This is a genomic window from Lachnospiraceae bacterium oral taxon 500, assembly GCA_002999035.1.
Classification (GTDB): domain Bacteria; phylum Bacillota; class Clostridia; order Lachnospirales; family Vallitaleaceae; genus W11650.
This window is the reverse complement of sequence record CP027241.1, coordinates 2666854-2680901: the sequence shown is the minus strand read 5'-3', so window position 1 is coordinate 2680901 and position 14048 is coordinate 2666854. Positions and strand designations below refer to the sequence as shown.

Annotated in this window: 13 protein-coding genes; 11 read left to right on the top strand and 2 right to left on the bottom strand. The window is 48.5% G+C overall.

Going from position 1 to position 14048, the window contains the following annotated elements:
- Positions 1–3: 3 nt before the first annotated feature.
- The 6 genes from C3V36_12215 (at position 4) to C3V36_12190 (ending at position 7007) form a co-directional block, all read left to right on the top strand.
- A complete protein-coding gene (locus C3V36_12215; GenBank protein ID AVM69940.1) occupies positions 4–708 on the top strand; it encodes a hypothetical protein in 705 nt (234 codons plus the stop codon).
- Positions 705–1055 carry a holo-[acyl-carrier-protein] synthase gene (acpS, locus tag C3V36_12210; protein AVM69939.1) on the top strand — a complete coding sequence of 117 codons (351 nt, stop codon included), beginning with the start codon at positions 705–707 and terminating at the stop codon, positions 1053–1055. Before C3V36_12215 ends, acpS begins: the two co-directional genes overlap by 4 nt.
- 42 nt (positions 1056–1097) lie before the next feature.
- On the top strand, positions 1098–2639 hold the full coding sequence (locus C3V36_12205; GenBank protein AVM69938.1) for a hypothetical protein: 1542 nt from the start codon (positions 1098–1100) through the stop codon (positions 2637–2639).
- A gap of 188 nt (positions 2640–2827) precedes the next feature.
- Positions 2828–4066, top strand: coding sequence for an alanine racemase (gene alr / locus C3V36_12200; protein ID AVM69937.1), 1239 nt, complete (start codon positions 2828–2830; stop codon positions 4064–4066).
- Between the two features lie 12 nt (positions 4067–4078).
- Positions 4079–5413, top strand: a complete 1335-nt coding sequence (locus C3V36_12195; protein ID AVM69936.1) for an MATE family efflux transporter — start codon at positions 4079–4081, stop codon at positions 5411–5413.
- Between the two features lie 376 nt (positions 5414–5789).
- On the top strand, positions 5790–7007 hold the full coding sequence (locus C3V36_12190; GenBank protein ID AVM69935.1) for an MBL fold metallo-hydrolase: 1218 nt from the start codon (positions 5790–5792) through the stop codon (positions 7005–7007).
- 169 nt (positions 7008–7176) lie between these two features.
- Here C3V36_12190 and C3V36_12185 read toward each other — a convergent pair whose 3' ends face one another.
- Together C3V36_12185 and C3V36_12180 are read right to left on the bottom strand one after the other, a co-directional pair.
- Complete coding sequence (locus tag C3V36_12185; protein AVM69934.1) at positions 7177–8409, bottom strand: tyrosine--tRNA ligase; 1233 nt, start codon at positions 8407–8409, stop codon at positions 7177–7179.
- 147 nt (positions 8410–8556) lie between these two features.
- The gene (locus tag C3V36_12180) at positions 8557–8829 is read right to left on the bottom strand and encodes a hypothetical protein (protein AVM69933.1); all 273 of its coding nucleotides are present in this window, start codon (positions 8827–8829) and stop codon (positions 8557–8559) included.
- Positions 8830–8993: 164 nt separating this feature from the next.
- Here C3V36_12180 and C3V36_12175 point away from each other — a divergent pair, with 164 nt between their 5' ends.
- The 5 genes from C3V36_12175 to C3V36_12155 all read left to right on the top strand — a co-directional run bounded on the left by C3V36_12175 (position 8994) and on the right by C3V36_12155 (position 13852).
- Complete coding sequence (locus tag C3V36_12175) at positions 8994–9257, top strand: 30S ribosomal protein S15 (protein AVM69932.1); 264 nt, start codon at positions 8994–8996, stop codon at positions 9255–9257.
- Positions 9258–9864: 607 nt separating this feature from the next.
- Complete coding sequence (locus C3V36_12170; GenBank protein AVM69931.1) at positions 9865–11946, top strand: polyribonucleotide nucleotidyltransferase; 2082 nt, start codon at positions 9865–9867, stop codon at positions 11944–11946.
- A gap of 14 nt (positions 11947–11960) precedes the next feature.
- Complete coding sequence (locus tag C3V36_12165; protein ID AVM69930.1) at positions 11961–12404, top strand: dUTP diphosphatase; 444 nt, start codon at positions 11961–11963, stop codon at positions 12402–12404.
- Positions 12405–12413: 9 nt separating this feature from the next.
- Positions 12414–13304 carry an RluA family pseudouridine synthase gene (locus C3V36_12160; GenBank protein ID AVM69929.1) on the top strand — a complete coding sequence of 297 codons (891 nt, stop codon included), beginning with the start codon at positions 12414–12416 and terminating at the stop codon, positions 13302–13304.
- An 11-nt stretch (positions 13305–13315) separates the two neighbouring features.
- Positions 13316–13852: a Holliday junction resolvase RecU gene (locus tag C3V36_12155; protein ID AVM69928.1), complete on the top strand. Its 537-nt coding sequence runs from the start codon at positions 13316–13318 to the stop codon at positions 13850–13852.
- Positions 13853–14048: the final 196 nt, after the last annotated feature.

Below are 14048 nucleotides of genomic sequence, written 5' to 3'. Positions count from 1 at the left end.
ACCATGTTTTCGATTGCAAAAAAAAAGGAACCGAAAAGGAAGCCGGCGCTGCGAAAATCTATTCCGGTACTGATTGTCAATAAGGACTGGCATGATTTGTTTATGGGAAAAAAACCGGCTAAGATTCAGGCGGCGGAAAAGCGGCTGGAGGTGCTGGTCAAGAAATACAGCCAGGTTAAGCAGGAACTGAAGGAATACGAAGGCTTAAAAAAACAGCTTTTGGAAGGCATCTTGGCCGACATGAACAGCATTTCCGAGGAAAGTACAGATCAGCTGGAGAAAAAAATGGAAACCAATACCAGTCTGATTCAGGACTTAAATGCGCGGATGGATGAAGGCGGAGATTTGCTGCTGGATTTGCCGCATCAGATTGACGAATGTAATAAGGAATTGATTTTTCAAACGGCTGAGTTTTTTTATCCCAAGCTGATTGAAAATACCAAAGAATATCAGCTTTTGGCGGAAGAAATCAATGATTTGAGAAGGCGGCTGCGCGCCAAATTGGAGCGTCGGGTGGAAATTGAAGAGCGAAACGACGCGATTTATCAAAGGCTGCATCAGATTCTGGGAGCGGAGCTGTTAGATGAATTGGATGAGTTTTTCATCGGTCGGCAAATGAACCGGAAAATATATGATTTAAAGGGGCAGGAACAGGATGCCGAGGATTCGGCTTTTTTGGCTGAAGGGGCAGGAGGCGTTAAGCCATGATCCGGGGCATCGGCATTGATTTGCTGGAAACAGAGCGGATTCGGGCGGCGCTGGAGCGTCCCGGTTTTCGGGAAAAATATTATACGGCGGCTGAGTTGGCGTTAAGTCCGCGGCAGCTGGCCAATAATTTTGCAGTCAAGGAAGCGGTGGCAAAAGCGTTTGGTTTTGGTTTCCGTTATTTTGGGCCGGTTGAGATTGAGGTTTTGCGGGATGCCGCGGGCAAGCCCTATGTCCGGCTGCATGGCCGGGCTGGAAAGATGGCGCTGCGTCTACGCATTAAAAAAGTTCATGTCAGTTTGTCCGACACCGAACGGCATATTATGGCGGCAGCGGTAATGGAACGATAAGGGATATACATTAGGTATATCCTTTCTTGCATTGAGAATAAAATGCTTAGAGGGGAGACGGAAATGAATTATGTTTTAACTCCGGAGCAAATGGCAGCAGCTGATAAAAGTGCGTCTTATGATTTGCATATTCCCGGTATTGTTTTAATGGAAAACGCGGCTCATGCCGTCTTACAGGAAATCCGGCAGGACTTTCCACCGGACAGCCGGATAGCGGTTATTGCCGGCCGGGGCAATAACGGCGGCGACGGCTTGGCTCTCGCGCGCCAGCTGTTTCTGCATAACTATTCGGTCAAGATATATCTGCTGGCTGAGAGCGATGATTTGACACCGGATGCGACGGTCAATTATTACGCGGCGGCGGCTTTGGGGATTGAATGTGAAGCCGTCAGCAGGATAACGGAAACGCTTCGCCGGGAATGGCAGACGGCGGCGCTGCTGGTGGATGCCCTTTTGGGAACGGGATGCAACCGGCGGCTGGGTGATTTGTATTATCAGGCGGTGGAAACGATCAACCAATCGCCGGCGCCGAAGTACTCGATTGATATTCCCAGCGGTTTAAACGGAGAACGGGGAACGGTGATGGGTACGGCGGTCAGGGCCGATAAAACCATCGTGCTGGCCGCCTATAAACGGGGAAATCTTTTAGGCAGAGCCAAAGAATACTGCGGCGAAATGGTTTTGGCCGATATTGAGCTGCCGCCGGCGGCATATGATTCGGTTCGGCCGCAGACTTTTGTCCTTAATCCGGCGCTGTGGCCGGATTTTCCGCCGAAACGTCCCTTTGCTCATAAGGGGACGATGGGCCGGGCACTGGTGATTGCCGGCAGCGGCCAAATGGGCGGCGCGCTTCTGCTGACGGCTGAGGCAGCTTATCGCAGCGGAGCGGGTCTGGTTTATGCCTATACCGCGGAAAATAATCGCATTCCCCTGCTGACCAGACTGCCGGAAGTAATTGTCGATGTTTATGAAGAAACGCCGGAGGAGACGGATAAGTATGAGTTCAGCCGGGAAATTGAAGGCAAGGATGCCATTTTGATCGGCCCGGGCTTGTCAACCGGTCCGAAGGCGTATGAGCTGCTGCGGATGACGCTGGCATCGAAACTGCCGCTGGTAATTGATGCGGATGCATTGACGCTTTTGGCCGAGCATCCCAAGCTCCTGCATTTGTGCAGTCAAAGAACGGAATTAAAGGTATTGACGCCGCATTTAAAAGAAATGGAAAGATTAACCGGCCTATCCGTAGAGCAAATAGAAGAAAACAGTTTGGATCTGGCCGGACGCTTTGCCAAAAGCTGGAATGCGGTCATCGTTCTGAAAAATTACCGAACAGTGATTGCATTTCCGGACGGAAAATGTTATATTAATCCTTTAGGAAACGAAGGTATGGCTACCGGCGGCAGCGGTGATGTGCTGTCCGGCTGTTTAGCGGGCCTTTTGGCGGGAGCAGCCGGCAGGGATCAGGTGAAAGCCATCCTTTACGGCGTTTACCGGCACAGTTTAGCGGGTGATCTGGCCTGCCGGCAAAAAGGGCCGGCTGCTATGCTGGCCAGTGATATTATCGGAAATCTGGGTACGGTTTAGGCAAGTACAACTATCCATTTGCGTGGGCGCCACACTCGTACTTTGCGAAGCGAATTACGAGTGCTTGCCGGAACGATAGGGAAGGATAGGCAACGGCAGCTTTATGGTCGATACGACCGGAAAGCCTGCTTACATGGGAAATATCAAACCTAAGATACCTGAACTGTAACATAATTTGTGAGGAAATGATGGCTTTTAAGAGAGTAACGGCGAAGGTGGATTTGGACGCCATTCGCCACAATTACGGCGCTATCCGGCAGACATTGCCGGAAAAGGTTAAAATCATGGGAATTATCAAAGCCGACGCATACGGACACGGCGCTTTGCCGGTGGCACGGGAGCTGGTGGAACTGGGAATTGATATGTTCGGCGTGGCTACGATTCAGGAAGGGATTTCGCTGCGCAAAAACGGCATTCAAACGCCGATTTTGATTTTGGGCTTTACTGGCCCGGAGGATTATCCGGATCTGGCTGCTTTTGACTTGGCGCAGACGGTGTATGAACCGGTCATGGCGGCTGAGATTAACGAAGCGGCGGCCAAATCCGGGCATAAGGTCAAAGTTCACATCAAGGTCGATACCGGGATGGGGCGGCTGGGCTTTGCCGTCAGTCAGGCTTCCGTCGAGGAAATTAAACGGATTGCGGCACTGCCGTTTCTTGAAACGGAAGGCTTATTTACCCATTTCGCGAAGGCCGATGAGGAAGATGAAACTTATACTAGGGAGCAGCTTCGGGAGTTTGCTTTTTTTATCGAACAGCTGAAAGCAGCGGGAGTTTGCCCCGAGGAGATTCATGCCGCCAACAGTGCCGGGATTTTGAATTATGCCGAATCTTATTTTACGATGGTACGAGCCGGCATCATCTTATACGGCTCTTATCCGTCGGAGTTTACGGGCAAAGACCAAATTACATTAAAACCGGCCCTGTCCATTTGTTCACGTCTGATTTTTGTTAAGGAAGTTCCGGCCGGGCGGTCAATCAGCTACGGCGGGATTTATCAAACGGATAAGCCAACCAGAATCGGCACGGTTTCGATTGGCTATGCCGATGGCTATCAGCGGATTTTGTCAAACCGCGGTCGGGTTTTGATTCGCGGTCGGTACGCCCCGGTGATTGGCCGGGTGTGTATGGATCAGATGATGGTTGACCTCAGCGCCATTCCGGAAGCGGTGGCCGGTGACGAGGTGGTTTTACTTGGTCAGCAAGGCGGGCAGAGGATTTCGATTGAGGAAGCGGCTGAACTTTGCCAAACCATTAACTATGAAATCATGTGTCTGATCGGCAAGCGGGTACCGAGAGAGTACTACCGAAATGGGAAATATCAGTTTGAGATTGATTATTTTGATATTTTAGAGGAGGGTCTTCACATCGAAGATCGGGAAATTGACCGGTATTCCAAAGAAACTTCGGATTCACAGCCGGTTTAACGGGAGCGGAAAATGCAAAAGAGTTTTTATAAAAAGGTGGCGGTCATTGCCGCGCCGATTGCATTGCAGCAGCTGGTTATCTCCAGTTTGAACATGGTTGATGTATTTATGATCAGCTCGCTCAGCAATGAATCAATTGCCGGTGTCGGCGGCGCGAACAAGCTGTATTTCATGTTTAATTTATTTTTATTTGGAATGAGCAGCGGTTCGGCGATTTTGACGGCGCAGTACTGGGGGGCGAAGGATTACAAAAGCATTAAGCAGGTATATGGCATCACTTTGACCTTTGGCATGGTGATTTCCCTGATTTTTGGGGTGCTGGCGCTTCTGGTGCCGGAATGGGTCATGCACTTCTTTTCCGGCGATGCCGGTGTTATCAGGGAAGGCGCGGCTTACTTGCGCTGGGTTGGTTTTAGTTATTTCTTTAATGCGATTAGTTTTGCTACGGTCTTTACTTTGCGCTCGACCAAGGAGGTTAAGCTGCCGCTGCTGGTTTCGATTGTGGCGATTGGTTTAAATACGATTTTAAACTGGGTTTTGATTTTTGGCCATTTTGGCCTGCCGGCGCTGGGAGTAGTCGGAGCGGCAATTGCTACGCTTCTGTCCCGGGTTCTGGAGATGTTGATTTTGCTGATTATGTGCAATCGGCGGAAATTAGCACCGTCCGGTCGTTTGTCGGAGATTTTTTCTTATCCCCTGGAGCTGGTTAAAAAGTATATTGTCATTGCCGGGCCGGCGGTGGTCAATGAAGTTGTCTGGTCAAGCGGTGTCACCATGTATGCGGTTGTGTTCGGGAAAATGGGCACTGAGGTGATGTCGGCCATGACGATTTATCAAACCATAGAGCAGATGGCTTTTGTCCTGATTATCGGTTTGTCCAATTCGGCAGCTATTATTTTGGGCAATACTTTGGGCAAAGGGGATTTGACGAAGGCCTATCAAGAGGCGATTGAGTTTATTAAACTGGGAGTGGCGATTGCTTTATTTTTAGCGGTACTGGTCGTACTTCTGGCGGAGGTGACAGTCGGGCTTTTCCCGCTGACGCCGACGGTACATTTATATGTTGTCCGCTCCTTATATGTGATGGCGGCGGCGCTTTTGCCCCGAACCTTAAACACGATTACAGTGGTCGGTATTTTACGGAGCGGCGGCGATACCTTTTTTACCGCCCTGATTGACGGGCTGGGTGTTTGGGTGGTAGCCGTGCCGCTGGCATTTATAACCGGGCTGTATTTTAAGTGGGATATTTGGTTTGTAGTGGCTGCGATCAGCATGGAAGAAGTCGTCAAAGTGACGCTGACTCTGTGGCGGACATTCAGCAAGAAATGGATGAGAAATTTGACATAAAGTTCAGGGGAGCAGCTATTTAAGAATGATATGCCGAGAGAGCTTGCTCTCGAGAGGTATATCGTTCTTAAATAGCTATTGGCGTGGACGGCGACACTGATAATTCGCAGAAAGCGAATTATCAGTGCTCCCCTGAACTTTATAGGAAAATAGAGGAGGAAGCGCAGGTTAAGCATGATATGCCGAGAGAGCTTGCTCTCGGGAGGCATATCATACTTAAATAGCTATTGGCGTGGACGCCGACACTGATAATTCGCAGAAAGCGAATTATCAGTGCTCCCCTGAACTTTATAGGGTAGTTTAGTGGAATTGGTTATTTGAAAGATAAAGGCTAGAAAAAAGCAACGGATAAACGAGGATAGGTTAGGAGGTTAAAATGAAACCAGTTAAAGTAACGGATGATATTTATATGCTGTCGGTCAATTTGGAAGATTCGGCACTCTTATTTGAGGAGATGTGGGAGATCCCCCAAGGCGTAACGGTTAATTCCTTTATTGTCAAGGGCGAAAAAACGGCGATTATTGACGGCGTTTGCGGTTGGGATGGGGTGCCGGAAACATTGTTTCGGCTTTTGGACGAACTGCAAATCAAACCGGAGGACATTGATTATCTGATTATCAATCATATGGAACCGGACCATTCCGGCTGGATTGAGTCATTTAAAAAGATTACGGATCAGTTTGAAGTGTATTGCACCGCCAAAGCGGCTGATTTGCTGAAAGCCTTTTACGGCCAAACAGAAAATGTGCATATCGTTAAAAACGGTGACGAGCTGGATTTGGGCGGCGGCAAAAAGCTGAAGTTTGCTGCGGTGCCGGGTGTACACTGGCCGGATACGATGATGACTATGGAGCTTTCAACTAAAACCTTATTTCCCTGTGATATGTTCGGCAGCTTTGGCCAGACCAAACACTGTCCCTTTGATGAGGACATGACGGCGGAAGAACAGGCATATTTTTATGAAGAGGAAATTCGGTATTTTTCCAATGTGCTGGCTACCTTCCAAAAACCGGTTCAAAAGGCGATTGCCGTTGCTAAAGAGTTTGCTCCGGCGGTGATTGCTTCCGGACACGGCCCGATTTACCGGCAGAATCCGGCGGCCATTATTCAAAGATACGAAGATATCGTTAATTTCAGAGAGGGCAAGCCCCTGCCGGAAATTACCATTTTATGGGCGTCGATGTATGGCATGACGGAAAAAGCGGTTAAATATGCCGAGCAGATTTTGCAGCAGGAAAAGATGCCGTATCATATTCTGCGTGTGCCGTATGCGGCTATCGGCGAGATTTTGTCCAAGAGCATTCGCTCCGCCGGACTTTTGATTGCCGCACCGACTTATGAAAATAAGATGTTCCCGGCAATGGCGGCAGCTTTGGATGAAATGGGCCGCAAGAAAATCAGCCCGAAGAAGGTGGCTTATATGGGCTCTTACGGCTGGTCAGGCGGTGCCAAAAAAGAAATGGATGAGATTTTGGCGGCAGCCAAACTGGACTGGGAAGTAGTCGATGCCTGTGAATTTAACGGCGCGCCGAAATCGGAGGATGAGCAGAGGATTGAAGCAGCCGTCAAAGCGCTGATTGCGGCGATTCGCTGATTCGCCAGGAGAATAACGGAATTTAATGAGATTTATAGATTTGGACAGGGCGTTTCACACGCTTTGCCGAATAGGTAATAGAACTAAAAAAAGGGTTGCTGCATTTTGCAGCGGCCCTTTTGCATTCATTGCCTGTTTAAGCTCTTATCCAAATGTGGTTTGTATGCTTTTAGTCCTTTAACACAACCTGACAGAACTTCTTTTTACCTTTTTGCAGCAAAAGTTTGTTGTCGGTAAAATCAGCCAAAGTAACCAAACGCTTGACATCCTCGACTTTCTCTTCGCCCAGTTTAACACCGCCCTGCTCAATATTGCGGCGGGCTTCGCTTTTAGTCGGTGCCAAGCCGCTTTCTACCATCAGCTGCAATAACTCAAAACCATCGGTAAACTCGGCTGCTGTCTTTTCCAGCGCCGGAATATTAGCGGAATCCGCTGCGCCGCCAAAAAGAGAACGGGCGGCTTCTTTGGCCTTTTTCGCTTCTTCCTCGCCGTGGACGGTCTTAGTGACTTCGTAGGCCAGAACTTCTTTGGCTTCGTTGATTTTGGAGCCTTCCAGAGCGCCCAGGCGCCGGACTTCTTCCATTGGCAGGAAAGTCAGCAGCGACAGACATTCTTCAACCTTAACATCTTCAATATTACGCCAGTATTGGAAAAAGTCATACGGCGAAGTTTTATTGGGGTCAAGCCAAACAGCGCCTTTGGCGGTTTTGCCCATTTTAATGCCTTCGCTGGTAGTCAGCAGCTTAAAGGTCAGGCCGAAAGCCGGTTTGTTTTCCAAACGCCGAATCAGCTCAACTCCGCCCAAAATATTTGACCACTGGTCATTGCCGCCCATCTGCATGATGCAGCCGTAGCGGCGGTTCAATTCCAAAAAGTCATAGGATTGCATAATCATATAGTTAAACTCCAGGAAGGTCAAACCGACTTCCATCCGGCTTTTGTAGCATTCAGCCGACAACATTCGGTTGACGGAAAAGCAACTTCCGACTTCGCGCAAAAGATCAATATAATTCAGCTTTGACAGCCAGTCGTCATTATTGACCATCAGTGCCTTGCCCTCGGAAAAGTCAAGGAACTTACTCAGCTGCTGTTTAAAAACATCGGAATTATGAGCGATTTGTTCATCAGTCAGCATTTTGCGCATATCGGTCCGGCCTGACGGGTCGCCGACTTTGGTGGTGCCGCCGCCGACTAAAGCAATCGGCCGGTGTCCTGCCCGCTGCAAATGAGCCATACCCATGATTGTCATAAAGTGCCCGGCGGTCAAGCTGTCAGCAGTCGCGTCAAAACCAATGTAAAAGCTGATTGGCTTATCCTCGGCAAAAAGCTTGGTAATTTCTTCTTCGTGGGTCATTTGCTCAATAAAGCCACGTTCTTTTAAAATGTCCAGTGCTGTTTTCATTGTATTTTCCTTTCCTCTCGTTCCGGCGGACAGTCAGTGCCTGTATTTATCGAAATTCATTTCAGTGAAGCTTGCCTGAAGTGCAGCGATATTTACTGTCCGTTATTATATGTCGTTATTTTCCCGAATGATCACAAAAAATGATGTTCAGCCGGAAAATATATACTCAGCTTTCCCCTGCTCGAAGTGCTTCGCACTTCTGCCCGGGCGGGCAATCTGCCTGAAAAAGACTGTTTTGGTTTTGCAGGACATGGGAAAGTTGAATATATAGAATGAAGTTAGTATAATCAATTCAGCTCCGCTTGTCAAGCGCCTTTTACCCGATTTTGCGCTTTGGCGCGGCGGTTTTGACAGGACATTGTCGTTCGGGTAAGCTGCTTTTTCCGCTTGTTTTTGCAGTTCGCTTTTGCAGTTTTTCACCGATTTTCCATAAAATCATAGACAAGCGCCGGCAGTTATGCTATAATGCCTGTTGTAAATAACTTCCTTGGCTCAGAGCCGGGCGCTCCGGCCCATTCTTAGCCAACAGCAGGAGCTGCTGCGCTTTCGCAGGGAGAATATCATTTTATTTTAGGAGGAAAATTATGACACCAGAACAAAAAAAGGCAATTATTGCTGATTTTGGACGCAACGAAGCAGACACCGGTTCACCGGAAGTTCAGATTGCGCTGTTGACGCATCGGATCAATCATTTGAACGAGCATTTGAAGGAACACAAGAAGGATCACCATTCCCGGCGCGGTTTGCTGAAAATGGTCGGTCAACGTCGTGGTCTTTTGAAATATTTAGCGTCAAAAGATATCGAAGCATATCGTAATCTGCTGGTTCGTTTAGATTTAAGAAAATAAGAAAAGAAAAGCTTTCTGTCCGTGAAAAAGGGCAGGGAGCTTTTTATCATTTTTCCGGAAAATACATTGTCTAAATACAGGATTGATGGTATAATAATAAGAGTGTCGAAAGGATGAAAATCCAAGCGGAGTTTGTTCATAAAAGTATTTGCCACCCGTGATGCGGGATTGCTCCGATGAATGCCTCAGCAAGTTGCGGCAAAATTATTTGCAATTTGCTCGTAGGCTGTTTGTTCATGCTGTTGACACTTGTATCAATTCAAATGTAAAATGCCTGACTCAACTTTCTCATAGTCTTTTTGGGCTCTATCCCGCTCAGAGAGCGGGTGCATGGACTCCGCTTTCGGCAATTTGCTCCGCAATTTGCCTATCGTTCCCGCCCGCCGCCGAAAGGCGTAGCCTTTCTGGAAGCAACGAGCCTAAAAAAGACTGTTCTGACGAACATGGGAAAGTTGAGTGCCTGATTTATGGAAAGTCGGGTGTAACCTAAGGAAAGCGCATTGGTCATTAGGTTTTGCGGTTTAGTTAGCCGGCGCGGCGGCTGCGGATTAAACCATGAAACCTAAGGACTAATGCTTTCCGTGTGTTTTTAAGAAAGGAAAGAACTATGATTTATTCAAAAGAAATTGCCGGCCGGGTGTTCAGCGTAGAAACCGGTAAAGTGGCTGAACAGGCCAGTGCGGCAGTAATTGCCAGATACGGTGATACCGTAGTATTATCAGTGGTAACGGCATCAGAAGAACCCAGACCGGGAATTGATTTTTTTCCGCTGAGCGTTGATTATGAAGAAAAACTGTATTCTGTCGGCAAGATTCCGGGGGGCTTTATTAAAAGAGAAGGTCGCCCGTCTGAAAATGCGATTCTCACCTCTCGTTTAATTGACCGGCCGATCCGGCCTCTGTTCCCCAAGGATTACCGCAATGACTGTACTGTTGTAAATACGGTTTTGTCCGTTGACCAGGATTGCCCGCCCGAGTTTGCGGCGATGCTGGGCAGTTCGATTGCGCTTTCCATCTCGGAAGTACCGTTTTTGGGGCCGATTTCTTCTATCATCGTTGGCCGGGTGAACGGCGAGTTGGTTTACAACCCGACCGCCGCACAAAGAGAAGTTACCGAAATGACTTTGGTCGTATCTTCAACTGCAGAAAAAGTGATTATGATTGATATGGACGGCAAGGAAATTCCGGAAGAAGATGTATTGCAGGCAATTTTTGCCGCACATGAAGTCAATAAGGAAATCATTGCCTTCATTAAAGAAATTCAGGCAGTTGAGGGTAAGCCGAAAGCGGCCTATATTGAGGTTGGTATTCCTGCGGAAATGAACGAAGCAATGTACCAAATCGTGGATAAGGACAGAATGGAAGATGCGGTTTATACCGAATCCAAAAATGACCGTAAGGAAAAGATGCAGAAAATCAAGGAAGATTTAACCGCTGCTTTTAGTGAAGGTCATGAGGACTGGCTGGAGCTGATTGACGAAGCACTTTATCAGTACCAAAAGAAAACAGTGCGCCGCATGATCTTAAAAGAAAAGAAAAGACCGGACGGCCGGGCGATTGAGGAAATCCGGCACTTGGCGGCAGAAGTTGATTTGCTGCCCCGGACACATGGCTCGGCGCTGTTTACCCGCGGTGAAACTCAGGTGCTGAATATTACCACCTTGGGTGCGTTGGCGGAAATGCAGCGTTTGGACGGGATTGATGAACTGGAAACCAGTAAGCGCTATATGCATCATTATAATTTCCCCGGATATTCGGTTGGCGAGGCCAAAACTTCGCGCGGACCGGGACGGCGGGAAATCGGGCACGGCGCTTTGGCACAGAAAGCACTGATTCCGGTGCTGCCCAGTGAAGAAGAATTCCCCTATGCGATTCGAACGGTATCCGAGGTTTTAAGCTCCAACGGCTCAACCTCGCAGGCCAGTATCTGTGCCAGCTCCTTATCGCTGATGGCAGCCGGTGTGCCGATTAAAAAAGCAGTAGCCGGCATTACCTGCGGTTTGGTAACCGGTGAAACCGATGATGATTATATTCTGCTGACTGATATTCAGGGCTTAGAGGACTTTTTCGGCGATATGGACTTTAAGGTGGCCGGCACAACGGACGGTATCACTGCCATTCAGCTGGATATGAAGGTGGCTGGCATTACCAACGAAATGATTCGCGGGGCGATTGCCAATACCAGAAAATCCAGACTCTATATTTTAAATGAAATCATGAATAAGGCTATTGCCGAGCCGAGAGCAGAACTTTCGCCGTATGCGCCTAAGATTATGCAGCTGACCATCAGCGTCGATAAGATTGGTGAAGTGGTTGGTGCCAGAGGCAAGACGATTAACCGGATTATTGAAGAAACCGGTGTTCAGATTGATATTGAGGATGACGGCCGGGTATTTATCATTTCGGCTGATCAGGAAATGGCGAACAAAGCCCGCCGGATTATTGAAACCATTGATAAAGGCGTGCAGGTTGGTGATGTTTTTGAGGGCAAGGTTATGCGCATCATGAACTTCGGTGCATTTGTGGAACTGGTACCGGGCCAGGAAGGACTGGTTCATATTTCCAAGCTGGATAAAACCCGGGTGGCCAAGGTTGAAGATGTGGTTCAAATCGGCGATATTGTTCGGGTTAAGGTAGTGGAAATTGATGATCAGGGCCGGGTTAACTTATCTCGTAAGGCTTTGCTGTAATCGAGGAAAGAAAAATGCAAAAGATTCAAATAGAACTGATTCGCTTGGCAAAGGATTTACCTTTGCCGGCGTATCAAACGGAACTTTCAGCCGGAGTAGACCTGATGGCGGCAGTAGCAGAGGAGGTTTCTCTTTTGCCGGGCGAAATTCGGCTGATTCCGACCGGGATTAAGCTGGCCGTGCCGGACGGCTATGAGGCGCAGGTTCGGCCGCGCAGCGGTTTAGCCCTAAAACAGGGCATTTCGATGGTCAACTGCGTTGGTACGATTGATGCTGATTACCGGGGCGAAATCGGTGTGATTTTAATTAATCACGGGAAAGAAGCCTTTGTTATCCGGCGGGGCGACCGGATTGCCCAGCTGGTGGTGAATCCGATTGTGCAGGCTGTTTTTTGCGAAGTAGAGGAACTTAATCAAACCGAGCGGGGCGAAGGCGGCTTCGGGCATACCGGCAAATAGGAGAAAGCCGTGCGGGAGATTGCGATTGAAGATAAAAATAGCGGGCAACGGCTGGACAAGTATTTGCTCCGCTATTTTCCGCAAATGAGCAAAAGTTTTCTGTATAAGATGCTGCGCAAGAAAAATATCTGTTTAAATGAACGGAAAGCTGCAGGCAATGAGATTTTGGCGGCGGCGGATCGGATTCAGGTGTATTTTTCCGAGGAAACGATAGCGGAGTTTCAGGGCAGCGGCCGCAAGACGGCGGCCAGAACTTTTGCGGTTTTATATGAAGATGAAGATGTGTTGGCGGTCAATAAACCGGCCGGTCTGCTGTCGCAGCCGAATGGCAGGGACGCAGATTTGATTGCCGAATTGGCCGGATATTTATCGGATGAGCGGTTTGGTGTCGTCACCCGGTTAGACCGCAATACCACCGGTGCGGTGCTGGTCGGTAAGAATATTAAGAGTTTACAGCACTTAAATCAAATTTCGATTCAAAAAAAATACCATGCGATCGTATGCGGCAGATTAGAACAGGAAATGTTGCTGCGCGATTATCTGCAAAAGGAGGAAAAAAATAACCGGGTGCGGGTGTACTCCTCTGGGGCAGATACAGATACGGGCGGCAAAGAGATTGTGACTAAGGTAAGTCCGCTGGAGCAAAAAGGGGATTTTACTTTAATTCAGGCTGAAATCAGACACGGCAAGCCCCATCAAATCCGGGCGCATTTGGCCAGCATCGGCCGGCCGGTGCTGGGCGATTTTAAGTACGGACAGCGGGAGTACAATGAACGGTTTCGCCGGCAGTATGGCTTAGACGGTCAGTTGCTGCACTGTTATGAGGTGATTTGGGAGCAGCATCGGGTGACGGCGCCTTATCCGGCACTGTTTGCCCGGATTAAACAAGATTTATTTTAAAAGGATGAAGTATGGGTTATTGGGCGACCAGAGGGCTGCGCGGCGATGCCTTTGAGGAATTGATTAATTTGGCAAATGAGAGGTATCGGACGGCCGGTTTGGCGCTGGTGCAGAAGATACCGACCCCGATTAAGCCGGTTGAGCTTGACCGGCAGCGGGGCAATATTAAAAAGGCTTATTTTGAAAAGCGCTCAACGGTTGATTATATCGGCGTGGTGCAGGGGATTCCGATTTGCTTTGATGCCAAAAACATTCAGCGGGAAGTTCTGCCGCTTGCTAATATTCATGAACATCAGCTGGAATTTATGGCTGATTTTGAAAAGCAGGAAGGGATTAGTTTTTTTCTGATTCGGTTTGAAGCCGAAGAAGCGGTTTATTTGCTGCCGTATCGGTTTGTGGCTGATTTTGCCGAGCGGAGCAAGACCGGCGGCCGGAAAAGCATTCCGCTGGCGGAGATTCGGCAAAACGGCTTTGCCGCCGAGGTGAAACAGGGCTATTTTGTCCACTATCTGGAAGCACTGAACCAATATCTGCAGGAGAGAAAATAAACGTTGCGGCTTAGGCGTTGAGTAAATATTATACTTGATATGTTTCCGGCGAGCAAGCTGTCTGTTGCATATCAAACATTATCTGCTTGCTGGAACTGTAATAAGCGCTGCGGCTTTCCGGTTTTGTACGAGGAGTGAGAGCTAAAGTTTCTGTTTGCGGCAGGCGGGTGTGTTCAGAAAAAATCAGTGTGAATTG